Source organism: Pseudomonas sp. BSw22131, assembly GCF_026810445.1.
In the GTDB taxonomy this organism is placed as follows: domain Bacteria; phylum Pseudomonadota; class Gammaproteobacteria; order Pseudomonadales; family Pseudomonadaceae; genus Aquipseudomonas; species Aquipseudomonas huanghezhanensis.
Genome location: NZ_CP113949.1, coordinates 4,629,807 through 4,651,497, shown reverse-complemented (window position 1 = coordinate 4,651,497; position 21,691 = coordinate 4,629,807). Strand labels below are relative to the sequence as shown.

At 57.7% G+C, this 21,691-nt stretch carries 27 protein-coding genes; 16 read left to right on the top strand and 11 right to left on the bottom strand.

Features of this window, described 5'->3' with window-relative positions:
• Position 1 precedes the first annotated feature (1 nt).
• Complete coding sequence (tldD, locus tag OYW20_RS21090; protein ID WP_268797850.1) at positions 2–1,441, top strand: metalloprotease TldD; 1,440 nt, start codon at positions 2–4, stop codon at positions 1,439–1,441.
• A 57-nt stretch (positions 1,442–1,498) separates the two neighbouring features.
• On the opposite strand, the gene yjgA is transcribed toward tldD, so the two are convergent.
• Positions 1,499–2,020, bottom strand: coding sequence for a ribosome biogenesis factor YjgA (yjgA, locus tag OYW20_RS21085; protein WP_268797849.1), 522 nt, complete (start codon positions 2,018–2,020; stop codon positions 1,499–1,501).
• A gap of 107 nt (positions 2,021–2,127) precedes the next feature.
• On the opposite strand from yjgA, the gene pmbA reads away from it, so the two are divergent.
• The 5 genes from pmbA (at position 2,128) to OYW20_RS21060 (ending at position 6,144) form a co-directional block, all read left to right on the top strand.
• Positions 2,128–3,474 (top strand): metalloprotease PmbA, encoded by a 1,347-nt coding sequence (gene pmbA, locus OYW20_RS21080; protein ID WP_268797848.1) that lies wholly within the window; start codon positions 2,128–2,130, stop codon positions 3,472–3,474.
• A gap of 231 nt (positions 3,475–3,705) precedes the next feature.
• A complete protein-coding gene (locus OYW20_RS21075) occupies positions 3,706–4,167 on the top strand; it encodes a hypothetical protein (RefSeq protein WP_268797847.1) in 462 nt (153 codons plus the stop codon).
• Position 4,168: 1 nt separating this feature from the next.
• Complete coding sequence (locus OYW20_RS21070) at positions 4,169–4,780, top strand: superoxide dismutase (protein ID WP_268797846.1); 612 nt, start codon at positions 4,169–4,171, stop codon at positions 4,778–4,780.
• A 31-nt stretch (positions 4,781–4,811) separates the two neighbouring features.
• Positions 4,812–5,699 (top strand): ZIP family metal transporter, encoded by an 888-nt coding sequence (locus OYW20_RS21065; protein ID WP_268797845.1) that lies wholly within the window; start codon positions 4,812–4,814, stop codon positions 5,697–5,699.
• 106 nt (positions 5,700–5,805) lie between these two features.
• Positions 5,806–6,144, top strand: a complete 339-nt coding sequence (locus OYW20_RS21060; protein WP_268797844.1) for a zinc ribbon domain-containing protein YjdM — start codon at positions 5,806–5,808, stop codon at positions 6,142–6,144.
• Between the two features lie 96 nt (positions 6,145–6,240).
• Here OYW20_RS21060 and OYW20_RS21055 read toward each other — a convergent pair whose 3' ends face one another.
• The 10 genes from OYW20_RS21055 to OYW20_RS21010 all read right to left on the bottom strand — a co-directional run bounded on the left by OYW20_RS21055 (position 6,241) and on the right by OYW20_RS21010 (position 13,281).
• On the bottom strand, positions 6,241–6,513 hold the full coding sequence (locus OYW20_RS21055; protein ID WP_268797843.1) for an HPr family phosphocarrier protein: 273 nt from the start codon (positions 6,511–6,513) through the stop codon (positions 6,241–6,243).
• A 15-nt stretch (positions 6,514–6,528) separates the two neighbouring features.
• Complete coding sequence (gene rapZ / locus OYW20_RS21050) at positions 6,529–7,386, bottom strand: RNase adapter RapZ (protein ID WP_268797842.1); 858 nt, start codon at positions 7,384–7,386, stop codon at positions 6,529–6,531.
• A 2-nt stretch (positions 7,387–7,388) separates the two neighbouring features.
• Positions 7,389–7,853 (bottom strand): PTS IIA-like nitrogen regulatory protein PtsN, encoded by a 465-nt coding sequence (gene ptsN / locus OYW20_RS21045; RefSeq protein WP_268797841.1) that lies wholly within the window; start codon positions 7,851–7,853, stop codon positions 7,389–7,391.
• Between the two features lie 12 nt (positions 7,854–7,865).
• Positions 7,866–8,174 carry a ribosome hibernation-promoting factor, HPF/YfiA family gene (gene hpf / locus OYW20_RS21040; protein ID WP_268797840.1) on the bottom strand — a complete coding sequence of 103 codons (309 nt, stop codon included), beginning with the start codon at positions 8,172–8,174 and terminating at the stop codon, positions 7,866–7,868.
• Positions 8,175–8,251: 77 nt separating this feature from the next.
• Entirely contained in the window at positions 8,252–9,745 is a 1,494-nt protein-coding gene (locus OYW20_RS21035) for an RNA polymerase factor sigma-54 (RefSeq protein ID WP_268797839.1), read from the bottom strand.
• Positions 9,746–9,937: 192 nt separating this feature from the next.
• Complete coding sequence (gene lptB / locus OYW20_RS21030; protein WP_268797838.1) at positions 9,938–10,663, bottom strand: LPS export ABC transporter ATP-binding protein; 726 nt, start codon at positions 10,661–10,663, stop codon at positions 9,938–9,940.
• Positions 10,663–11,205 (bottom strand): lipopolysaccharide transport periplasmic protein LptA, encoded by a 543-nt coding sequence (lptA, locus tag OYW20_RS21025; RefSeq protein WP_268797837.1) that lies wholly within the window; start codon positions 11,203–11,205, stop codon positions 10,663–10,665. The genes lptB and lptA overlap by 1 nt, the downstream gene beginning before the upstream one ends.
• Positions 11,192–11,764 (bottom strand): LPS export ABC transporter periplasmic protein LptC, encoded by a 573-nt coding sequence (lptC, locus tag OYW20_RS21020; protein WP_268797836.1) that lies wholly within the window; start codon positions 11,762–11,764, stop codon positions 11,192–11,194. The genes lptA and lptC overlap by 14 nt, the downstream gene beginning before the upstream one ends.
• 9 nt (positions 11,765–11,773) lie before the next feature.
• Positions 11,774–12,307, bottom strand: coding sequence for a KdsC family phosphatase (locus OYW20_RS21015; protein WP_268797835.1), 534 nt, complete (start codon positions 12,305–12,307; stop codon positions 11,774–11,776).
• Complete coding sequence (locus OYW20_RS21010; RefSeq protein WP_268797834.1) at positions 12,307–13,281, bottom strand: KpsF/GutQ family sugar-phosphate isomerase; 975 nt, start codon at positions 13,279–13,281, stop codon at positions 12,307–12,309. Before OYW20_RS21010 ends, OYW20_RS21015 begins: the two co-directional genes overlap by 1 nt.
• A gap of 313 nt (positions 13,282–13,594) precedes the next feature.
• Between OYW20_RS21010 and OYW20_RS21005 the strand changes: the two genes are divergently transcribed.
• From OYW20_RS21005 to hisC, 10 genes are all read left to right on the top strand, one after another.
• Positions 13,595–14,404 (top strand): ATP-binding cassette domain-containing protein, encoded by an 810-nt coding sequence (locus OYW20_RS21005; RefSeq protein WP_268797833.1) that lies wholly within the window; start codon positions 13,595–13,597, stop codon positions 14,402–14,404.
• Positions 14,404–15,201, top strand: a complete 798-nt coding sequence (gene mlaE, locus OYW20_RS21000) for a lipid asymmetry maintenance ABC transporter permease subunit MlaE (RefSeq protein ID WP_268797832.1) — start codon at positions 14,404–14,406, stop codon at positions 15,199–15,201. The genes OYW20_RS21005 and mlaE overlap by 1 nt, the downstream gene beginning before the upstream one ends.
• Entirely contained in the window at positions 15,201–15,668 is a 468-nt protein-coding gene (mlaD, locus tag OYW20_RS20995) for an outer membrane lipid asymmetry maintenance protein MlaD (protein WP_268797831.1), read from the top strand. Before mlaE ends, mlaD begins: the two co-directional genes overlap by 1 nt.
• Positions 15,669–15,678: 10 nt before the next feature.
• Positions 15,679–16,329: an MlaC/ttg2D family ABC transporter substrate-binding protein gene (locus OYW20_RS20990; protein ID WP_268797830.1), complete on the top strand. Its 651-nt coding sequence runs from the start codon at positions 15,679–15,681 to the stop codon at positions 16,327–16,329.
• Positions 16,326–16,631, top strand: a complete 306-nt coding sequence (locus OYW20_RS20985; protein WP_268797829.1) for an STAS domain-containing protein — start codon at positions 16,326–16,328, stop codon at positions 16,629–16,631. The genes OYW20_RS20990 and OYW20_RS20985 overlap by 4 nt, the downstream gene beginning before the upstream one ends.
• 114 nt (positions 16,632–16,745) lie before the next feature.
• The gene (locus OYW20_RS20980; RefSeq protein WP_268797828.1) at positions 16,746–16,985 is read left to right on the top strand and encodes a BolA family protein; all 240 of its coding nucleotides are present in this window, start codon (positions 16,746–16,748) and stop codon (positions 16,983–16,985) included.
• Between the two features lie 22 nt (positions 16,986–17,007).
• Positions 17,008–18,273, top strand: a complete 1,266-nt coding sequence (gene murA / locus OYW20_RS20975) for a UDP-N-acetylglucosamine 1-carboxyvinyltransferase (protein ID WP_268797827.1) — start codon at positions 17,008–17,010, stop codon at positions 18,271–18,273.
• A gap of 188 nt (positions 18,274–18,461) precedes the next feature.
• Positions 18,462–19,097, top strand: coding sequence for an ATP phosphoribosyltransferase (hisG, locus tag OYW20_RS20970; RefSeq protein ID WP_268797826.1), 636 nt, complete (start codon positions 18,462–18,464; stop codon positions 19,095–19,097).
• A 140-nt stretch (positions 19,098–19,237) separates the two neighbouring features.
• Positions 19,238–20,572 carry a histidinol dehydrogenase gene (gene hisD, locus OYW20_RS20965; RefSeq protein WP_268797825.1) on the top strand — a complete coding sequence of 445 codons (1,335 nt, stop codon included), beginning with the start codon at positions 19,238–19,240 and terminating at the stop codon, positions 20,570–20,572.
• Positions 20,569–21,621, top strand: coding sequence for a histidinol-phosphate transaminase (gene hisC, locus OYW20_RS20960; RefSeq protein ID WP_268797824.1), 1,053 nt, complete (start codon positions 20,569–20,571; stop codon positions 21,619–21,621). Before hisD ends, hisC begins: the two co-directional genes overlap by 4 nt.
• Positions 21,622–21,691 lie beyond the last annotated feature (70 nt).

Sequence of the window (21,691 nt, the reverse complement as noted above, 5' to 3'; positions counted from 1 at the left end):
TATGAGCGACTTGTCCTCTGTCAGCGAACACCTTCTGGCGCCCGGCGGCCTGAGCATCGACAGCCTGCAGTCAGTGCTGGGCGAGCTTGCCGGCCCCGGAATCGACGCCGCTGACCTGTATTTCCAGGGGCAGATTTCCGAATCCTGGGCGCTTGAAGACGGCATCGTCAAAGAAGGCAGCTTCAACCTCGATCAGGGCGTTGGCGTGCGGGCCCAGTCGGGCGAGAAAACCGGATTTGCCTACAGCAACGCCATTACCCCCGAAGCGTTGACCCTGGCAGCGCGTGCGGCGCGTTCGATCTCTCGCGCCGGGCAAAACGGCCGTGTGCAAGCGTTCACCACTCAGGACGTTGCGCAGTTGTACGGTCCGGACAACCCGCTGGAAGTCATGACCCGCGCTGAAAAGGTCGAGTTACTCAAGCGTATCGACGTCGCGACGCGCGCGCTCGATTCACGTATTCAGCAAGTGACCGTGAGCATGGCCGGTGTCTGGGAGCGCATTCTTGTTGCGTCTACAGATGGCAGCCTGGCTGCGGACGTGCGCCCGTTGGTGCGTTTTAACGTCAGCGTGATCGTGGAGCAGAATGGCCGTCGCGAGCGTGGCGGACATGGCGGCGGCGGTCGCACCGATTATCGTTACTTCCTCGGCGAAGACCGGGCCATGGGCTACGCCCGTGAGGCGTTGCGTCAGGCCCTGGTGAATCTGGAAGCCATCCCGGCACCAGCTGGCACGTTGCCGGTGGTACTGGGTTCCGGCTGGTCCGGTGTGTTGTTGCACGAAGCGGTCGGTCACGGGCTGGAAGGCGACTTCAACCGCAAGGGCAGTTCCGCCTACAGCGGCCGGATGGGTGAAATGGTCGCGTCCAAACTGTGCACCATCGTCGATGACGGCACCTTGGCTGGACGTCGCGGCTCGTTGAGCGTGGACGACGAAGGCACCCCTACTGAATGCACGACGCTGATCGAAAACGGTGTGCTCAAGGGCTACATGCAGGACAAACTGAATGCGCGTCTGATGGGGGTTGCGCGCACCGGTAATGGCCGCCGCGAATCGTATGCGCACCTGCCGATGCCACGTATGACCAACACTTACATGCTGGGCGGCCAGAGCGATCCGGCGGAAATCATCGCCTCGGTCAAGCGCGGCATCTACTGCGCCAACCTGGGCGGCGGCCAGGTCGATATCACCAGTGGCAAGTTCGTGTTTTCGACCAGCGAAGCCTATTTGATCGAAGACGGCAAAATCACTACGCCGGTCAAAGGCGCGACGTTGATCGGCAACGGCCCTGAGGCGATGAGTAGAGTGTCTATGGTCGGCAACGACCTGGCGCTGGACAGCGGCGTGGGTACCTGCGGCAAAGACGGACAGTCGCTGCCGGTAGGCGTTGGTCAGCCCACACTGAAGATCGATGCGATCACCGTGGGTGGCACCGGTTCTTGAAAAATCGGGGTTGAAAAAGCCGCGCCGGACCTTTTTGAGGGCCGGCGCCAGACAGTTTTAGCGCAGTCCGCGTTTGGTTTCGTCCAGCTCGCGGATGTATTTGAAGATTTTACGGGTGGCAGCCGGGGCCTTGTTTTGTGCGGCTTCGTGCTGAGCCTGACGGATGAGCGAACGCAGTTGTTGACGATCGGCCTCCGGGTACTCGTTGACGAACAGCTCAAGCACATCATCGGCGCCGGTGACGAGGCGATCACGCCAGCGCTCCAGGTTGTGAAAGCGCTCGTTGTACTGGCGCGTGGAGGCGTCGAGTTGATCGAGCAGCACCAGAATCTCGTCCAGGTCCTGATCGCGCATCAGCTTGCCGATGAACTGGATGTGTCGTTTACGCGCAATGTGCGCGGTGTGCTTGGAAGCATCGGCCAAGGCACGACGCAAAGGGTCGGTCAGCGGCAGTTTGGCCAGTACATCGGCCTTGAAAGTCGTCAAGCGTTCGCCGAGTTCAACCAGAGCATGCAGCTCTCGCTTGACCTGGGTTTTGCTTTTCTCTCCGTCGAAGGAGTCGTCGTAAGAATCAACCATGGGGGCAGTCCGCAAATAAACGCCGCCATGATAACCAGTCAGGGGCCAGTTGTCCGGTCCGGTGGGTGTTAGGTCATCGCCGAAATCAGAATTTGATGGAGAAAGTCATGAGTGCATCAGAAAGCGTCGGCCCGCAGGCTTTGCCAGCGTTGCAGGCGCAGGTCGAACAAATCGTCGCCGAAGCCAAGCGCCAGGGTGCCAGTGCCTGTGAGGTCGCGGTGTCACTGGAGCAGGGGCTGTCTACTTCGGTTCGCCAGCGCGAAGTCGAAACCGTCGAGTTCAATCGCGACCAGGGTTTTGGTATCACGCTTTACGTCGGGCACCGTAAAGGTTCGGCCAGCACCTCCGCCAGTGGTCCGGATGCCATTCGTGAAACGGTTGCAGCGGCATTGGCAATCGCTAAACACACCTCCGAAGATGAAGCTTCGGGTCTGGCCGATGCCGCATTGATGGCTCGCGACCTGAAAGATTTTGACCTGTTTCACCCGTGGGACATCACTCCGGAGCAGGCCATCGAGCGAGCACTGACCTGCGAAGCGGCCGCTTTCGATGCCGACCCGCGGATCAAAAATGCCGATGGCACCACGCTGAACGTTCATCAGGGCTGCCGCGTTTACGGCAACAGCCACGGTTTTATCGGCGGTTATGCGTCTACCCGTCATAGCCTGAGCTGCGTGATGATCGCCGAAGGCGATGGCCAGATGCAGCGCGATTACTGGTACGACGTCAATCGCCAGGGCGAGCTGCTGATGGACGCCAGGCTCATTGGTCAGAAAGCGGCACAGCGCGCTGCCAGCCGATTGGGCGCGCGTCCGGTACCGACCTGTGAAGTCCCCGTGCTGTTCTCGGCGGAACTGGCAGGCGGTTTGTTCGGCAGCTTTCTCGGCGCGATTTCGGGCGGCAACCTTTACCGCAAGTCGTCATTCCTCGAAGGCGCGATGGGGCAGCGGTTGTTCCCCGAATGGATGACCATCGATGAGCGTCCGCATTTGATGGGGGCGATGGGCAGTTCGGCGTTCGACGGTGATGGCCTGGCGACGTACGCCAAGCCGTTTGTCGAAAACGGTGACCTGGTGTCCTACATCCTCAGCACCTACTCCGGCCGCAAGCTGGGTCTGCCCAGTACTGCAAACGCCGGCGGCGTACATAACCTGTTCGTTTCACATGGCACTGAAGACCAGGCCGCCTTGATCCGCCGCATGGGACGTGGGCTGCTGGTGACGGAGCTGATGGGCAGTGGCCTGAACATGGTGACGGGCGATTACTCACGCGGCGCCGCCGGTTTCTGGGTGGAGAACGGCGAGATTCAATTCGCCGTTCAGGAAGTGACCATCGCCGGCAACATGAAAGACATGTTCAAGCAGATCATCGCGGTCGGCAGCGATCTGGAGATGCGCAGCAACATTCGCACGGGCTCTGTGTTGATCGAGAAAATGACCGTCGCAGGCAGCTGATTCGCTCCGCAGTATCGACGCACCAAAGCCTGCCACCGATTCGGTGAGCAGGCTTTTTTTTGCCTGCACAAAACCTCTGGAGAAGGATCACGTCGACCCAGGATAAGCGGGGCCTATCCAGCGTTGGGGTTGTTTTGATTCTCAAACTCATTTAATAATGAATATCATTTATTGGCGGGGTCGAGGCATGACCAATGTTACCGCCACTGTCATCGCCACTGGAGGCACGCCATGGAGCAATGGAAACGCACGATCCTCAAGGGTAATAGTTGCTTCAATGCTGGCGAACTCATCGACGCCCGCGAGCTTTATCTGCAAGCGCTGGCCTTGGCTCAAGTGCTGCTGGAGCGCTGGAGCGTTGCCGACGAGGCGGTGGCTGCATTCGTGATTTCCCACCACAACCTCGCTGATCTGCACTTGGCGCTCAAACAGCCGGAGGAAAGCGCTGAGTACTTGTGCGCAGCGCACCAGCGCTTGCTGCAAGTGATTCAGAACGCCCGGTTTACTCCAGCGTTGCGTCAGGCCGCGTTCGAGCACAGTCATAAAACCTACGCCGAGCTGTTGGGATTTATCACCGAGCACGGCGAATACCCCCGCACCCATCGTCTGCTCAACAGCAATAGCGAGCACTCGCGCTCTACGCTTGCGCAAAATGCCGCTTCTGCGGGCAGCCTCTCTTTCGGAGTTCATTGATATGCCATTTATCCTGCCAGCCTTGCCCTACGCCTACGACGCCCTGGAACCGCACATCGATGCGCAAACCATGGAAATCCACTACAGCAAGCACCACCAGACCTATGTCAACAATCTCAACGCTGCCGTTGAAGGCACCGAATACGCCGAGTGGCCGATTGAGAAACTCGTAGCCGACGTTGCGCAATTGCCTGAAAAACTGCGACCTGCGGTAATCAATCAGGGCGGCGGCCACGCCAACCACTCGCTATTCTGGGAAGTAATGAGCCCTCAAGGTGGTGGTTTGCCGACTGAGGCGCTTGCCAAGGCGATCGACGATCAACTGGGCGGTTTCGATGCGTTCAAGGACGCGTTCACTAAAGCCGCGCTAACCCGCTTTGGCAGTGGTTGGGCATGGCTGAGCGTGACACCCGGAAAAACGCTGGTGGTGGAAAGCAGTGGCAATCAGGATAGCCCTTTGATGAACGGCAACACGCCGATCCTGGGGCTGGATGTCTGGGAGCACGCCTACTACCTGCGTTACCAGAATCGGCGTCCTGAATACATCAACGCCTTCTACAACGTCGTCAACTGGGCTGAAGTGGCCAGGCGTTACCACGCCGCCATGGTGTGACTATTAGTAATAACGAGCAGTAAGGCGGTTTATGCGTTCGGACATTCTTGCGATCAGCAGTGGACGGTTGTTGCGTCTGGCCCTGGGGTCGATTCTGGTACTGGTCGGTACGGGGTTATTGATCGCGCAGGGTTTTTCCTGGTTGAGTCTGGAGCCACGGATGCTGCGAGCGCTGCAGGGCGGGGCGATCTGTGCATTGGGGACGGCCCTCGGTGCTTTGCCCGTGTTGGTGATCCGCAAGATGCCGGTCGCGGTGTCCGACGGGTTGCTGGGTTTTGGTGCTGGCATCATGCTTGCGGCTACCGCCTTCTCGCTGATCGTGCCGGGGCTGAGCGCTGCCGAAGGTCTGGGGTTCACGCCCTGGGGCGCAGGCGGGCTGATCAGCTTCGGTATTTTGCTGGGCGCCATCGGTTTGTTTGCGGTGGATAGTTTGGTGTCCCGCGATGCCAGCCTTGCGCCGTCACCGGAACATCCGGCGATCCCGTCGAACATATGGTTATTCGTCATCGCAATCATCGCTCACAACATTCCCGAAGGGATGGCAGTCGGCGTATCTGCGGGCGGGGGGCTGGCTCATGCCGACAGCCTCGCCATGGGGATCGCCATTCAGGACGTCCCGGAGGGGCTGGTAATCGCGCTGGTGCTGGCGGGGGCTGGCATGTCGCGCTTCAAGGCTTTTTTGATCGGCGCGGCGTCCGGTCTGGTCGAACCGTTTTTCGCTGTGCTGTGCGCATGGCTGGTGGCGGTTGCCGAGTTGCTGCTACCTATTGGGTTGGCGCTGGCGGCTGGCGCGATGCTGCTGGTCGTGACCCATGAAATCATCCCCGAATCTCGGCGCAACGGACATCACCGTATTGCCAGTCTGGGTTTGGTCTCCGGCTTTTGCGTGATGATGGTGATGGACACGGCATTGGGCTAGGCCAATGGTTTGACGGGGTGCCGCACATGAAATCGAACGGCGCGCCCGTGGTTCGATAAAAACCCTTATAATCCTGCGCCTATTATCTTCTGATGCGAGAACCGCCGTGAGCTTACCGCCGTGCCCAAAATGCAATTCCGAATACACCTACGAAGATGGCACGCAGTTCGTATGCCCGGAATGCGCCCACGAGTGGACCGCTGACAGCGCGGCCGAGGTATCGGACGACGCCAAAGTGATCAAGGACTCGGTCGGCAATACCCTGCAAGATGGCGACACCGTTACAGTGATCAAGGATCTCAAGGTCAAAGGTTCTTCGCTGGTGGTCAAGGTGGGCACCAAGGTCAAGAATATTCGGCTGGTCGACGGTGATCACGACATCGACTGCAAGATCGATGGTATTGGCGCCATGAAGCTGAAGTCCGAGTTTGTCAAGAAGGGCTGATCGTTGCCCTGAAAGCTTTAAGAAAAAGCCCCGGCTCCTGCGAGTCGGGGCTTTTTCTTATGGATGGCGCGATAGTAGGGCTGGACAGTGCTGGGCCTATTCGCCCTCATCGAACTTGTTGTTGATCAGCTCAACCAGAGCATCCAAAGCCGCCTGGTCATCGTCGCCTTCGGTATTGAGCTGAATCTCTGTGCCTTTGCCCGCCGCGAGCATCATCACGGCCATAATACTTTTGCCGTCGACCATGCTGTCGGAAGTACGGCCAACGCGGATCTGGCAAGGAAACCTGCCAGCTACACCCACGAATTTAGCCGCGGCGCGGGCATGCAGGCCCAGCTTGTTGATGATCGTAATTTGAAGAGCGGGCATCGCAGAGGGATCCTTTCAGCTTAGGTCGCGGTGGCGAACCTGGACATTCTTGAGCGATTGCTGCAGGACCTGACCCAGTCGTTCGGTCAGGTAGACGGAGCGGTGATGCCCGCCGGTACAGCCAATGGCGACAGTGACATACGCACGGTTGCTGGCCGCAAAACGTGGCAGCCACTTGTTGAGGTAAGCGAAGATGTCCTGAAACATCTCCTCGACGTCGGGTTGCGCCGCGAGGTAATCGGCAACAGGCTTGTCGAGACCGGATTGCTCACGCAGCTCTGGTTTCCAGTAGGGGTTAGGAAGGCAGCGCACATCGAACACCAGGTCGGCGTCCACTGGCATGCCGCGCTTGAATCCGAACGACTCGACCAGAAACGCGGTACCTGGCTCCGGCTTGTTGAGCAGCCTTAATTTGAGCGCGTCACGCAGTTGGTACAGGTTGAGATTAGTGGTGTCGATGGTGAGGTCGGCAAGATCAATGATCGGCCCTAACAACGTTTTTTCATCGCGAATAGCTTCAGCTAGCGAACGGGTCGCAGTGCTGAGCGGATGCCGTCGTCGCGTCTCGGAGAAGCGCTTGAGAAGCGTCGGCTCGTCGGCATCCAGAAACAGCACGTCGCACCGAATATGGCGGGCGCGCACTTCTTCTAGCATCTTAGGGAAGCGGGTCAGGTGGCTAGGCAGATTGCGCGCGTCGATGGAAACAGCGAGCAGGGGCTCCGCCAGTTCGGTATGAATCAACGCGCGTTCGGCCAGCTCCGGCAGCAAGCCGGCGGGCAGGTTATCAACGCAGTAGAAGCCGCTGTCTTCCAGCACATCGAGAGCCGTACTCTTGCCTGAGCCGGAGCGGCCGCTGACGATGATCATCCGCATGATTAGTGACCGGTCTGCTCGTCGAGTACCACTTGATAAAGGGCTTCACCGGTTGGTGCAGTGCGCAGTTTTTCACGCACCTTCTTACGGTCAAGCATGTTGGCTATCTGGCGCAGCAGCTCCAGATGCTGGTCAGTGGCGGCCTCCGGAACCAGCAGCACGAACAGAAGATCGACCGGGGCGCCATCGATGGCGTCGAAATCAACAGGGTGACTGAGTTGCAGTAGTGCGCTAATGGGACGAGTGCAGCCCTTGAGGCGGCAGTGCGGAATGGCTATGCCGTTGCCAAAACCCGTTGAACCGAGTTTTTCGCGGGCTATCAAGCTCTCGAAGACAGTTTGCTGGTCGAGGTCAGCCAAGTGCGGGTGAATGACTTTGGCAACCTCTTCGAGTACAGCTTTTTTACTGCCGCCCGGCACGTTCACGAGGGAACGGCCAGGGGTCAGGATATTTTCAAGTCGGATCATGTGTGGGGAGTGTCAGCGAGCGGCAACACCTTTGAGGGTGCTTTGCTGCTTTTCCTTATGCTTGAGCAATTGTCTGTCGAGCTTGTCAGTGAGCAGGTCGATTGCAGCATACATATCGTCATGATCCGCATTCGCTACGACCTCTCCACCAGGGATATGCAGGGTGGCCTCGATCTTCTGTTTGAGTTTTTCGACGGCCATCGTCACCTGTACATTGGTAATTTTGTCAAAGTGCCTCTCGAGCTTTTGGAGCTTCAGCTCTATGTACTCACGCAGGGGCTTGGTCACTTCCAGTTGGTGTCCACTGATGTTGACTTGCATACAGCTTCTCCTTCATTGCCAGTGCATAAAGAGGCAGGCTTGGTTGCCTGCCACTGGAACGCTGTAGCGCGTGACCTCTACATCAGTCGCTTACGTTCGCTCGAAGGAGCTATCCCTAACGATTCGCGATATTTGGCGACTGTGCGACGAGCCACTTGAATGCCTTGTGCCTCCAGTAAACCAGCGATCTTACTGTCACTCAATGGCTTTTTCTGATTTTCGGCGGCAACCAGTTTTTTGATGATCGCGCGAATCGCCGTGGAGGAACACTCGCCGCCCTCAGAGGTGCTGACGTGGCTGGAGAAGAAGTATTTCAGTTCGTAAATGCCACGTGGCGTGTGCATGAACTTCTGCGTGGTCACCCGCGAAATGGTGGACTCATGCATGCCCACCGCTTCGGCGATGTCGTGCAGGACCAGCGGTTTCATTGCCTCGTCGCCGTACTCCAGAAACCCCCGCTGATGCTCGACAATCTGCGTCGCGACCTTCATCAGGGTTTCGTTGCGGCTCTGCAGGCTTTTGATGAACCACCGCGCCTCTTGCAACTGGTTACGCATGAAGGTGTTGTCGGCGCTGGTGTCAGCGCGACGAACAAAACCGGCATATTGCGGATTGACTCGCAGTCGCGGCACGGATTCCTGATTAAGCTCCACCAGCCAGCGCTCGTTGTGCTTGCGCACGATCACGTCGGGCACCACGTATTCGGCTTCGGTGGATTCGATCTGTGAACCCGGACGAGGGTTAAGGCTCTGCACCAATTCGATCACCTGGCGAAGATCGTCTTCCTTGATCTTCATGCGGCGCATCAGTTGGGCGTAGTCACGACTGCCCAACAGGTCGATGTAATCGCTGACCAGACGTTGTGCCTCGGCAAGCCATTTGGTCTTTGCGGGCAATTGTCGCAATTGCAGGAGCAGGCATTCGCTTAGCGTGCGTGCGCCTATACCGGCAGGTTCGAATTGCTGGATGCGATGCAGGACGGCTTCAATTTCGTCGAGTTCGATATCAAGTTCAGGATCGAAAGCGTCGAGGAGCTCCTCGAGCGATTCGTCCAGATAACCCTGATTGTTGATGCAGTCGATCAGGGTTACTGCAATCAGTCGGTCAGTGTCCGACATCGGCGCCAGATTCAACTGCCACAGCAAGTGGCTCTGAAGGCTTTCGCCAACGGAGGTACGGGTGGTGAAGTCCCACTCGTCATCATCATTGCTGGGCAGGCTGCTTGCGCTGGTCTGGTAAACGTCTTCCCAGGCTGTATCGACTGGCAATTCGTTTGGAATGCGCTCACTCCACTCGCCGTCTTCAAGATTGTCGACAGTCGGGGCGGCTTCCTGGTAGGTCGGCTCCTGGACGTCCGGGTTGGGTTTCTGTTCGATGTTGTCGGCCATCGGGTCGGCGTTATCGAAGTCTTCGCCTTCTTCCTGACGTTCGAGCATAGGATTGGACTCCAGCGCCTCCTGGATTTCCTGTTGGAGATCCAGAGTCGACAATTGGAGCAAGCGGATGGCCTGTTGCAGCTGCGGTGTCATCGTCAGCTGCTGGCCCATTCTCAAGACTAGCGAAGGTTTCATGGCAGGGGCTAAACACCTTATTCGTTCGCCGGCGCAGATGCGCGCCATCCACTACAGGGCGCTGAGGCGCCAACTTAAGCAAATTATATGCCTGAAACCAGAGTGTTTGCCTAGCGTGCGATGACAATTAATACAGATCAGTGATCGGGCAGTGATGCCATCGATCAGCAGGTCCGTTGTCATCGCCGCAAATTACAGGCGGAACTCGTGGCCGAGGTATACATCTTTCACCAACTGGTTAGCCAGAATGGTTTCAGAGTCGCCTTCGGCAATCAGCTGTCCATCGTTGACGATGTAGGCCGTTTCACAGATGTCCAGTGTCTCGCGGACGTTGTGGTCCGTGATTAACACACCGATACCCTTGGCCTTCAGGTGATGAATGATCTGCTTGATGTCGCCGACGGAAATCGGGTCGACGCCAGCAAACGGTTCATCGAGCAGGATGAATTTGGGCGAGGTGGCCAGCGCGCGTGCAATTTCTACACGACGGCGTTCACCGCCTGACAAGCTCATGCCGAGGTTGTCGCGGATGTGAGTAATGTGGAATTCCTGCAGCAGGCTCTCCAGCTCCTTGCGGCGCGCCGGGCGATCCAGCTCCTTGCGTGTCTCAAGAATGGCCATGATGTTATCGGCAACGGACAGCTTGCGGAAAATCGATGCTTCCTGCGGAAGGTAGCCGATACCGGCGCGAGCGCGGCCATGCATGGGCTGATGGCTGATGTCTTGGTCATCGATCAGCACGCGACCCTGTTCGGCCTGGACAAGGCCGACGATCATGTAGAAACAGGTAGTCTTGCCAGCGCCGTTAGGCCCCAGCAAGCCAACGATCTGGCCGCTTTCGATGGACAGGCTCACATCGCGGACGACCTGACGGCCTTTGTAGCTTTTAGCCAGATGCTGAGCTTTCAGCGTTGCCATTACTGGGCCTTCTGCTGGTCGGTTTTCTTTTTCGGCTGGATAACCATATCGATTCGTGGTCGCGGCGTAGTGATCCTGGTGCCGTTTGCACGGCCGGCATTCACAACCTGCTTGACGGTGTCGTAGACGATTTTCTCGCCTTCGGAGGTGTTGCCGTCGTTGATGACCTTGGCCTTGTCAATCAGCACGATACGATCCTGGGCGGCGAAGTACTGAATTGTAACGCCGTAAGCCTGGACAATCGGTTTATCCACAGCGGGTTTCTGCTCGTAGTACGCAAGGTTGCCCACGGACGTGAACACGTCGACTTCGCCTTGCGCGTTACGGGTGATGGTCACAGTGTTGCCCGTGATCTTCATGGAGCCCTGGGTAATGATGACGTTGCCTTTGTACGTGGCGACGCCTTGCTTGTCATCCAGCTGCGCATCATCCGACTGAATGTGGATGGGCTGGTCGCGGTCTGTGGGCAAAGACCAGGCGCTCGCGCTTCCCAGTGCTGCGCCCAGGCCGAGCAATAAAGGAAGGGTTTTAACGAGCGTCATACTGTCCTCTTACGTTGGAGAGCAGGTCCATCCTGCTGTCTTTCAAATACGCTTTCATTCCGGTGGCGGTGGTCACACCGCCAAGGCCGTCGATTCTAACGGCTTGCTGGGTCTCCGCATATTGCTTCTGAGGGAATACGGTCATGCGGCTACTGGTAATGATTGTCGTGCGACTCTTTTCGTCGGTCCGATTGATGCGCACATTGTCTATCAGCTCGACATGATCACCGCCAGGAGACACCTCCGCAGTCCTGCTTTCGACATGCCATGGAAACGTCGAGCCGCGATACAGCTCAAGGTTCGGGGTCGTCAGAAGAGTAATGTCGGTGGCCTTGAGGTGTTCGACCTTGTCTGCCGTCATCTCATACTGCATGCCGCCGTCCGGAAGGAACTGAACGCTGTGGGCATTGATGGCGTAAAAGTCGATAGCGCTCTCATCGACCGCAGACCTGGGCTGGTCCATGAAGCTTTCGGGACTGATATCCCAGTAGCCCGCCGCCGCCAGCAGCACTGCAAGCACACCGCATACCAGGAAAATACGAAATTTTTTACTGAGCATAATGGACTTCTATAAGTAGACGGCATGAGCCGCTTCGAGGTTGCCCTGGGCACTCAGAATCAATTCGCAGAACTCGCGGGCCGCGCCTTCGCCGCCACGCGCCTGAGTGACTCCGTGCGCATGCTGGCGTACGAAACCCGCTGCACTGGCAACCGCCATCCCTAATCCGACCCGCCGAATCACCGGCAGGTCCGGAAGATCGTCGCCCAGATAGGCAACCTGTTCGTAGCTTAGGCCCAATTGGCTCAAAAGCTCGTCGAGCACCACCAGCTTGTCTTCTCGCCCCTGGTACAAATGGGCGATCCCCAGATTTTTAGCCCGACGCTCAACAACGGGGGTCTTGCGACCGCTGATAATGGCAGTCGTGACGCCAGACGCAATCAGCATTTTGATGCCCTGACCATCCAGCGTGTTGAAAGTCTTGAATTCGCTGCCGTCTTCCAGAAAGTACAGGCGGCCGTCGGTCAGCACACCATCGACGTCAAAAACAGCCAGTTTGATGTGCTTGCCGCGTTGCATCAGATCGTTCATGTCGTTACTCATTACATGACTCCCGCGCGAAGAAGGTCCTGAAGGTTGAACGCGCCCACAGGACGGTCGTTCTCGTCAACCACGATCAAGGCCCCGATCTTGTGGTCTTCCATGATTTTAAGGGCTTCAGCAGCCAGCATCTCCGCATGCACTGTCTTGCCATGCGGGGTCATCACCTCATCGATTATCGCCTGGCGAATATCGATGGGGCGGTCCAGGGTCCGACGCAAATCACCGTCGGTGAATATACCGGCAAGGCGGCCGTCGGGTTCGACAATGGCGGTCATGCCAAGGCCTTTGCGGGTCATTTCCATCAGGGATTCGCGCAGTAGCGTCCCGCGTGCAACCTGAGGCAGGTCAGCGCCGGAATGCATCACGTGTTCGACTTTGAGCAGCAGACGTCTGCCCAGTGCGCCGCCCGGATGTGAGAACGCGAAGTCTTCTGCAGTAAAGCCGCGGGCGTCCAGCAGGGCAATTGCCAGTGCGTCGCCCATGGCCAGGGCTGCTGTGGTCGAGGACGTCGGCGCCAGGTTCAGCGGGCAGGCTTCATGCAAAACATGGGCATTGAGATTGAACTCGGCAGCTTTTGCCAGGGTCGATTCGGGGTTGCCGGTGAGGCTGATCATTTTGATGCCCAGACGTTTGATCAGCGGCAACAGCGTGACGATTTCAGCAGTGGTGCCGGAGTTCGAAAGCGCCAGGATGATGTCGGCCGAGGTGATCATGCCCATGTCGCCATGGCTGGCTTCGGCAGGATGGACAAAAAACGAGGGTGTTCCAGTGCTTGCCAGTGTCGCGGCGATTTTTTTGGCGACGTGTCCGGATTTGCCCATGCCCAGCACGACGACACGCCCGCTACCGGCCAGAATCATCTCGCAGGCGCTGACGAAATCCGCATTGATGTGTGCAAGCAAGCCTTCCACAGCTTCTACTTCAAGGCGGATTGTGCGTTGTGCCGATTGGATCAGGTCGCTTGATTGGCTCATGTTGTAAAAGGGTAGGCCTGATGAAAAGGCGGCGATTATAGCGGCAATGTTGAAAACCCTCACCCATCATTGTCGGTCTTTGTTTATAGAAGGGCGTTGTCTTTGAGCGCAAAGACCGGTGGAAGTGTTTATATGTGCGGGAAATTTCCGGCGCAGTTGAAATATCCTTCCTCATTCCAATTGATGAGGGCATCACTCTTGGGCGGCGCGTGACAGCGGTGGTATAGTTCGCCGCTTGTTCGGCCCTCCAGCCAGTGTGTCGTTCGTCAAGGACGAGGCATCTGAGAGACAGGCTGTTTCGCAAGGAGTTTAGATGAGTGCCGATAACGGCTACGCGGTCGAACTGAAGGGCGTGTCCTTCAAACGCGGTTCGCGAAGCATCTTCAATAATGTGGATATCCACATTCCCCGGGGCAAAGTCACCGGCATCATGGGCCCGTCAGGTAGTGGCAAGACGACACTCCTGCGGCTAATGGGCGCCCAGCTTCGGCCAAGCAGTGGTGAAGTCTGGGTTAATGGTCAGAACTTGCCTAATTTGTCTCGCAGCGATCTATTCGATGCGCGTAAGCAAATGGGCGTTCTGTTTCAGAGCGGGGCGCTGTTCACCGACCTCGACGTGTTCGAAAACGTAGCCTTCCCGCTGCGTGTTCACACGAAGCTGCCCGAAGACATGATCCGCGACATCGTTCTGCTCAAGCTGCAGGCAGTAGGTTTGCGTGGCGCTGTCGAACTCATGCCTGACGAATTGTCCGGAGGCATGAAGCGTCGTGTTGCGCTGGCCCGTGCGATTGCGCTCGACCCACAAATTCTCATGTATGACGAGCCATTCGTTGGGCAAGACCCGATTGCGATGGGCGTTCTCGTGCGCTTGATCCGCTTGCTCAATGACGCGCTCGGAATCACCAGTATTGTTGTGTCTCACGACCTCGCGGAGACCGCCAGTATTGCTGACTACCTGTACGTGGTCGGTGATGGGCAGGTGCTGGGACATGGAACGCCGGATGAGTTGATGGAGTCGGACAACCCGCGCATTCGTCAATTCATGACTGGCGATCCGGACGGTCCTGTACCGTTTCACTTTCCGGCAGCGGATTATCGCGAAGATCTTTTGGGGAAGCGCTGATGCGCAGAAAGTCACTGATGGAGCGGGTTCGCCTGATGGGGCGGTCCGCTATCGATATTGTTGCAGTGTTGGGTCGCTCGGGTATTTTTCTGGTTCATGCCTTGCTGGGACGAGGCGGGATTGGTGGTGGATTCCAGTTGTTGGTGCGCCAGTTGTACTCGGTTGGCGTTATGTCGCTTGCGATTATTGTTGTATCCGGCGTCTTCATCGGCATGGTCCTCTCGCTGCAGGGCTTCAGCATCCTGGCCAAGTACGGTTCGGAACAAGCGGTAGGGCAGATGGTTGCACTGACACTGCTGCGAGAGCTGGGGCCTGTCGTCACGGCGCTGCTCTTTGCCGGTCGCGCCGGGTCTGCATTGACCGCCGAGATTGGCAACATGAAATCCACCGAGCAGCTCTCCAGTCTGGAGATGATCGGCGTCGATCCTTTGAAATACATCGTCGCGCCGCGCCTTTGGGCGGGATTCATTTCACTGCCATTGCTGGCCATGATTTTTAGCGTTGTGGGTATCTGGGGAGGCTCGTGGGTAGCTGTCGACTGGTTGGGTGTTTACGAAGGCTCCTTCTGGTCGAACATGCAAAACAGTGTTTCGTTTACCGATGACGTGCTGAACGGTGTAATCAAAAGCGTTGTGTTCGCTTTTGTGGTGACCTGGATTGCCGTGTTCCAAGGCTATGACTGTGAGCCCACATCAGAAGGTATCAGTCGTGCCACGACCAAGACCGTGGTGTATGCCTCGCTGGCCGTATTGGGCCTGGACTTTATTTTGACCGCTTTGATGTTTGGAGACTTCTGATGCAAAACCGCACCCTCGAAACCGGTGTCGGCCTGTTCCTGCTGGCCGGGATACTGGCTTTGCTGTTGCTCGCCTTGCGCGTCAGCGGTCTGACAGCCAGCGCGACCAACGACAGCTATAAACTTTATGCTTATTTCGACAATTCGGCCGGTTTGACTGTCAGAGCGAAGGTGACCATGGCCGGTGTGACTATCGGCAAGGTCACGGCAATCGATCTGGATCGCGACACCTTCACCGGCCGCGTGACGATGGAAGTGCAGAAGCGGGTCAACAATCTGCCTCTGGATTCCACCGCTTCAATCCTGACGGCGGGCCTGTTGGGTGAGAAGTACATTGGTATCAGCGTGGGGGGCGATGACAAGTTGCTCACAGACGGCAGCACCATTCACGACACACAGTCGGCGCTGGTACTCGAAGATCTGATCGGTAAATTTTTGATGAATACCGTGAGCAAAGACGCCAAATGAGGAGTTTTTCATGATTTCAATTCTGCGCCGTGGGCTGCTGGTATTGCTGGCGGTCTTGCCGATGATGGCCAGTGCTGCCGCATCGACCCAGTCTGCCCATGATCTGGTGGATGACACGACCAAGCGCTTGCTGAGCGACCTGGCCGCCCATAAAGAAGAGTACAAAAGCAATCCGAGCGCTTTCTATGACGCGCTGAACGGGATCGTTGGGCCGGTCATCGACGCCGACGGCATTTCCAAAAGCATCATGACGGTCAAGTACTCACGCAATGCGACGCCGGATCAAATGCAGCGTTTCCAGGAAAATTTCAAGCGCAGCCTGATTCAGTTCTATGGCAACGCGCTGCTTGAGTACAACAATCAGGGCATCATCGTTGCGCCAGCCAAGGAAGAAGCGGCCGACCGTACTTCGGTGGATATGCAGGTCAAAGGCAGTGGCGGGGCGATTTACCCGGTTTCCTATACGTTGGTGAAGCTTAACAACGAGTGGAAAGTGCGTAACGTGATCATCAATGGTATCAACATTGGCAAGCTGTTCCGTGATCAGTTCTCTGACGCCATGCAGCGTAACGGCAATGATCTGGACAAGACTATCAATGGTTGGGCCGGTGAAGTGGCCAAGGCCAAAGAAGCTTCCAAGTCGGAACAGACTACGCAATGACCCAGGCAAGCGTACAAGTTGGCGCAGCAGGCGAGATCAGGCTGGTTGGCGTACTCGATTATCGGACCGGGCCAGCCTTGCGTAAGCAGGGCGCCGATCTGATCAAGGCGAGTGAGTTGTCGGCACTGGTGATCGACTGTGCTGCCGTAGAGAAATCAAGCAGCGTCGGGCTCGCCCTGCTCTTGGGTTTCATGCGCGATGGCGCTGCCGCTGGCAAGACAGTCAGTGTGCAGGCGCTGCCCGACGACATGCGAAAAATCGCTCAGGTCTCGGAGTTGACCGAAGTCCTCCAGCACCATTGATGGCCCTTATCGATCAGGCCCCTCGTCCGTCTCCTACAAAGTAGGGTTCGCAACGAGAGGGCTTTTTTGTATGATGGCCGACCCCCGCGCTTAGGGCGCCGATTGAGGTTAAGCATGCAGGCCGTAGAAGTTAAAAGCTTCCTTGAAACTAAGCTGCCGCAGATTCAAGTGGAAGTTGAGGGCGAAGGCTGCAACTTTCAGCTGAACGTGATCAGCGACGAGCTGGCTACACTGAGTCCAGTCAAGCGTCAGCAGCAGATCTATGCGCATTTGAACCCTTGGATCGCTGATGGCAGCATCCACGCGGTCACCATGAAATTTTTCAGCCGCGCTGCATGGGCCGAGCGCACCTGAGCCTATTGGCGTCGAGATTCTAATGGACAAACTGATTATTACTGGCGGCGTTCGTCTTGATGGCGAAATCCGCATTTCCGGGGCAAAGAACTCTGCCCTGCCGATTCTTGCAGCTACGCTACTGGCCGATGGGCCAGTGACCGTTCAGAATCTGCCACACCTGCACGACATCACCACCATGATCGAGCTGTTCGGTCGTATGGGGATCGAGCCGATCATCGATGAAAAGCTCAGCGTTGAAATCGATCCACGCACCATCAAGACCCTGATCGCGCCGTACGAACTGGTGAAAACCATGCGTGCATCGATCCTTGTGCTGGGCCCTATGGTTGCTCGTTTCGGCGAGGCCGAAGTGGCATTGCCTGGCGGTTGCGCCATTGGTTCGCGTCCGGTTGATCTGCACATCCGTGGTCTTGAAGCCATGGGCGCAGTCATTGACGTCGAAGGTGGCTACATCAAGGCCAAGGCACCGGAAGGTGGCTTGCGTGGTGCACATTTCTTCTTCGATACCGTCAGCGTGACCGGCACCGAGAACATCATGATGGCCGCAGCTCTGGCCAACGGTCGGAGTGTGTTACAAAACGCTGCCCGCGAGCCTGAAGTCGTCGATCTGGCGAACTTCCTCAATGCCATGGGTGCAAAAGTCTCCGGCGCAGGCACCGACACCATCACCATCGACGGTGTGAAGCGTCTGGGCTCGGCGACCTATAAAGTCATGCCGGACCGTATCGAGACCGGCACCTACCTGGTGGCTGCTGCCGCCACGGGTGGGCGGGTCAAACTCAAAGACACCGACCCAACCATCCTTGAGGCCGTTCTCGAAAAGCTGCGTGAAGCGGGCGCCGAGATCACGACCGGCAAGGACTGGATCGAGCTGAACATGCACGGCAAGCGTCCAAAGGCTGTCAATGTGCGCACCGCGCCATACCCGGCTTTCCCGACGGACATGCAAGCGCAGTTCATCTCGCTCAACGCAATTGCCGAAGGCACGGGCGCGGTCATCGAGACGATCTTCGAAAACCGCTTCATGCACGTGTACGAAATGCATCGTATGGGCGCGCAGATCCAGGTCGAGGGCAACACCGCCATCGTCACGGGCTGCACCAAGCTGAAAGGCGCACCAGTGATGGCAACTGACCTGCGTGCTTCTGCCAGTCTGGTCATCTCGGCGTTGATCGCCGAGGGCGATACGCTGATCGACCGCATCTACCACATCGACCGTGGTTATGAGTGCATCGAAGAGAAGCTGCAAATGCTGGGCGCGAAGATCCGCCGCGTTCCGGGCTAGTCGTCCCAGACGTGTGCTGGCTGGCTCTGGTACTCGCCGATGATATTGATTGGCGCAAGTGCCGGAGCCAGTTGCCGAATGCGGTATGACTTTCTGATTCTTTCACTTCAAGCCGTACCTCGGCTTGGAGGTAGCCGGTCGCCGATTGCGACCCGGCACAAGCTTCCTGATAAGGACTTACGCTTCTCATGTTGACCATTGCACTGTCCAAGGGCCGTATTCTTGATGACACGTTGCCGTTGCTCGCTGCCGCGGGCATTGTGCCGACCGAGAATCCGGACAAGAGCCGCAAATTGATCATTTCGACGACCCAGGCCGATGTGCGCTTGTTGATCGTTCGTGCGACCGATGTGCCGACTTATGTCGAGCATGGCGCGGCCGATCTGGGCGTCGCGGGCAAAGATGTTCTGATGGAGTACGGCGGCCAGGGGCTCTACGAGCCGCTGGACCTGCAAATTGCACAGTGCAAGCTGATGACCGCCGGGGCCGTGGGAGCAAGCGAGCCCAAGGGGCGTCTGCGCGTCGCCACCAAGTTCGTCAACGTGGCCAAGCGTTACTACGCCGAGCAAGGTCGTCAGGTCGATATCATCAAGCTGTACGGCTCGATGGAGCTGGCGCCCCTTGTAGGGCTGGCAGATAAAATCATCGACGTCGTCGATACCGGCAACACACTGCGCGCCAATGGTCTTGAACCTCAGGATCTGATTGCCCACATCAGCTCACGCCTGGTCGTCAACAAGGCTTCGATGAAGATGCAACACGCCCGCATCCAGGCGTTGATCGACACGCTGCGTGACGCAGTTGAGTCGCGACACCGCGGCTGATCGATAAGCGCAACGTCAGGTTGCGCCCGACTATCCGTGTCATAGCCAAATTCTCAGGTGCCCGCGCGGATAGCTTGGTAGCTTATGGACTTCGTCCACTTACGGCACCCGAGATAACCGCCAATCACTGAGGCTCCGCTATGACCACTTCCACCGACATTCGCCGACTCAACGCTGCTGACCCGGATTTCGCTCGACATCTGGATCATCTGCTGAGCTGGGAAAGTGTGTCTGATGACTCAGTCAATCAGCGGGTGTTGGAGATAATCAAGAACGTGCGCGAGCGCGGCGATGCTGCTTTGGTGGAATACACCCAGCGATTCGACGGGCTGGAGGTGGCGTCGATGGCTGATCTGATTCTTCCTCGCGAGCGCCTCGAGCTCGCCCTGACGCGTATCACTCCCGCACAACGGCAGGCGCTTGAAAAAGCTGCGGATCGCGTACGGATTTATCACGAAAAGCAAAAGCAGGACTCCTGGAGCTATACCGAGGCCGATGGCACGGTGCTGGGCCAGAAAGTCACTCCGCTGGATCGCGCCGGTCTGTATGTGCCGGGTGGCAAGGCCTCCTACCCATCGTCTGTGCTGATGAACGCCATCCCGGCGAAAGTCGCCGGTGTCGGCGAGGTAGTGATGGTCGTGCCCACGCCCCGCGGCGAGCTCAATGAGCTGGTGCTGGCGGCGGCTTGCATTGCAGGCGTCGACCGGGTGTTCACCATCGGTGGCGCTCAGGCCGTGGCCGCGCTCGCTTATGGCACCGAGAGTGTGCCGCAGGTCGACAAGGTCGTTGGTCCCGGCAATATCTATGTCGCAACCGCCAAGCGTCATGTGTTCGGCCAGGTTGGGATCGACATGATCGCTGGTCCTTCCGAGATTCTAGTGGTGTGTGATGGCAAAACCGATCCGGACTGGATTGCCATGGACTTGTTCTCCCAGGCCGAGCATGACGAAGACGCGCAAGCGATTCTGGTCAGCACCGATGGCGAGTTCCTTGACCGTGTGGCCGCCAGCATCGCGCGCTTGATGCCGACCATGGAGCGCGCCGGGATCATCAAGACATCGATCAGTGGCCGTGGCGCACTCATCAAGGTCGCCGACATGCAGCAAGCGCTTGAGGTCGTCAATCGCATTGCGCCGGAGCATCTTGAGTTGTCGGTGGCTGATCCTGAGGCCTGGTTGCCACACGTTCGTCATGCCGGCGCTATCTTCATGGGGCGTCACACCAGTGAGGCCCTGGGCGACTATTGCGCAGGCCCCAACCACGTCTTGCCCACGTCCGGCACCGCGCGGTTCTCCTCACCGCTGGGTGTTTACGATTTTCAGAAGCGCTCCTCGATCATCTATTGCTCGGAGCAGGGCGCGTCCGAACTCGGCAAGACGGCTTCCGTGCTGGCGCGTGGCGAGTCATTGACTGCTCACGCTCGCAGCGCCGAATACCGGATCGTCGATAACGTACAAGAAGGCAAAAAAGCATGAGCAAATTCTGGAGTCCCTTCGTGCGTGACCTCGTGCCTTATGTGCCGGGCGAACAACCCAAGCTGACCAAGCTGGTGAAACTCAACACCAATGAAAACCCTTACGGCCCTTCACCCAAAGCTATTGAGGCGATGCGTGCTGAGGTCAACGACAACCTGCGCTTGTACCCGGACCCCAACGGCGATCAGCTCAAACAGGCCGTCGCCCGTTATTACGACGTTGAGACCAGTCACGTGTTCCTGGGTAACGGTTCCGATGAGGTGCTGGCACACGCCTATAACGCGTTCTTCCAGCACGACAAGCCTTTGTTGTTTCCGGATATCAGCTACAGCTTCTATCCCGTCTATTGCGGGCTTTACGGCATCGAGTACACCGCAGTGCCGCTGGATGAGCAGTTTCAGATTCGTGTCGAGGATTACGTCGGCCCGAACGGCGGCATCATCTTCCCCAACCCGAACGCGCCCACCGGCTGCGTGGTGGCGCTTGGTGCGGTCGAGCAGATACTGAAGGCCAATCCGGACTCTGTGGTCATCGTGGACGAGGCTTACATCGACTTTGGTGGCAAGACGGCGATCACGCTGGTTAAGCGCTACCCGAACCTGCTGGTGACCCAGACGCTGTCCAAATCCCGCTCACTGGCAGGGTTGCGGGTCGGGCTGGCGGTAGGGCACCCGGATTTGATCGAGGCGCTTGAGCGGGTCAAGAACAGCTTCAACTCCTATCCGCTGGACCGAATCGCCATCGCTGGCGCAGCCGCTGCATTCGATGATCGCGAGCATTTCGAGCAGACCTGCAAGGCGGTGATTGCCAGTCGTGAAACGCTGGTCAAGCAGCTGGAGGGTAAAGGATTCGAGGTGCTGCCCTCGGCCGCCAATTTCATCTTCGCCCGTCACCCGTTACACGATGCGGCGGCGCTGGCAGCCAAAGTGCGTGAACAGGGCGTCATCGTTCGGCATTTCAAGCAACAGCGGATTGCGCAGTTCTTGCGGATCAGCATCGGCACGCCTGAGCAGAATCAGGCGCTGGTCGATGCGTTGGGCGATTTATAAGGCATAGCCTGCCTCTGTAGGAGGCAACTTGTTTGCGAAGCGGCGCTCTGAGTTGAATCAGGTCCGCCGC

Excerpts from the sequence above, each read along its gene's own strand:
- tldD (WP_268797850.1), top strand. The coding sequence starts at position 2 with ATGAGCGACTTGTCCTCTGTCAGCGAACACCTTCTGGCGCCCGGCGGC.
- yjgA (WP_268797849.1), bottom strand. The coding sequence starts at position 2,020 with ATGGTTGATTCTTACGACGACTCCTTCGACGGAGAGAAAAGCAAAACC.
- pmbA (WP_268797848.1), top strand. The coding sequence starts at position 2,128 with ATGAGTGCATCAGAAAGCGTCGGCCCGCAGGCTTTGCCAGCGTTGCAG.
- OYW20_RS21075 (WP_268797847.1), top strand. The coding sequence starts at position 3,706 with ATGGAGCAATGGAAACGCACGATCCTCAAGGGTAATAGTTGCTTCAAT.
- OYW20_RS21070 (WP_268797846.1), top strand. The coding sequence starts at position 4,169 with ATGCCATTTATCCTGCCAGCCTTGCCCTACGCCTACGACGCCCTGGAA.
- OYW20_RS21065 (WP_268797845.1), top strand. The coding sequence starts at position 4,812 with ATGCGTTCGGACATTCTTGCGATCAGCAGTGGACGGTTGTTGCGTCTG.
- OYW20_RS21055 (WP_268797843.1), bottom strand. The coding sequence starts at position 6,513 with ATGCCCGCTCTTCAAATTACGATCATCAACAAGCTGGGCCTGCATGCC.
- rapZ (WP_268797842.1), bottom strand. The coding sequence starts at position 7,386 with ATGCGGATGATCATCGTCAGCGGCCGCTCCGGCTCAGGCAAGAGTACG.
- ptsN (WP_268797841.1), bottom strand. The coding sequence starts at position 7,853 with ATGATCCGACTTGAAAATATCCTGACCCCTGGCCGTTCCCTCGTGAAC.
- hpf (WP_268797840.1), bottom strand. The coding sequence starts at position 8,174 with ATGCAAGTCAACATCAGTGGACACCAACTGGAAGTGACCAAGCCCCTG.
- OYW20_RS21035 (WP_268797839.1), bottom strand. The coding sequence starts at position 9,745 with ATGAAACCTTCGCTAGTCTTGAGAATGGGCCAGCAGCTGACGATGACA.
- lptB (WP_268797838.1), bottom strand. The coding sequence starts at position 10,663 with ATGGCAACGCTGAAAGCTCAGCATCTGGCTAAAAGCTACAAAGGCCGT.
- lptA (WP_268797837.1), bottom strand. The coding sequence starts at position 11,205 with ATGACGCTCGTTAAAACCCTTCCTTTATTGCTCGGCCTGGGCGCAGCA.
- lptC (WP_268797836.1), bottom strand. The coding sequence starts at position 11,764 with ATGCTCAGTAAAAAATTTCGTATTTTCCTGGTATGCGGTGTGCTTGCA.
- OYW20_RS21015 (WP_268797835.1), bottom strand. The coding sequence starts at position 12,307 with ATGAGTAACGACATGAACGATCTGATGCAACGCGGCAAGCACATCAAA.
- OYW20_RS21010 (WP_268797834.1), bottom strand. The coding sequence starts at position 13,281 with ATGAGCCAATCAAGCGACCTGATCCAATCGGCACAACGCACAATCCGC.
- OYW20_RS21005 (WP_268797833.1), top strand. The coding sequence starts at position 13,595 with ATGAGTGCCGATAACGGCTACGCGGTCGAACTGAAGGGCGTGTCCTTC.
- mlaE (WP_268797832.1), top strand. The coding sequence starts at position 14,404 with ATGCGCAGAAAGTCACTGATGGAGCGGGTTCGCCTGATGGGGCGGTCC.
- mlaD (WP_268797831.1), top strand. The coding sequence starts at position 15,201 with ATGCAAAACCGCACCCTCGAAACCGGTGTCGGCCTGTTCCTGCTGGCC.
- OYW20_RS20990 (WP_268797830.1), top strand. The coding sequence starts at position 15,679 with ATGATTTCAATTCTGCGCCGTGGGCTGCTGGTATTGCTGGCGGTCTTG.
- OYW20_RS20985 (WP_268797829.1), top strand. The coding sequence starts at position 16,326 with ATGACCCAGGCAAGCGTACAAGTTGGCGCAGCAGGCGAGATCAGGCTG.
- OYW20_RS20980 (WP_268797828.1), top strand. The coding sequence starts at position 16,746 with ATGCAGGCCGTAGAAGTTAAAAGCTTCCTTGAAACTAAGCTGCCGCAG.
- murA (WP_268797827.1), top strand. The coding sequence starts at position 17,008 with ATGGACAAACTGATTATTACTGGCGGCGTTCGTCTTGATGGCGAAATC.
- hisG (WP_268797826.1), top strand. The coding sequence starts at position 18,462 with ATGTTGACCATTGCACTGTCCAAGGGCCGTATTCTTGATGACACGTTG.
- hisD (WP_268797825.1), top strand. The coding sequence starts at position 19,238 with ATGACCACTTCCACCGACATTCGCCGACTCAACGCTGCTGACCCGGAT.
- hisC (WP_268797824.1), top strand. The coding sequence starts at position 20,569 with ATGAGCAAATTCTGGAGTCCCTTCGTGCGTGACCTCGTGCCTTATGTG.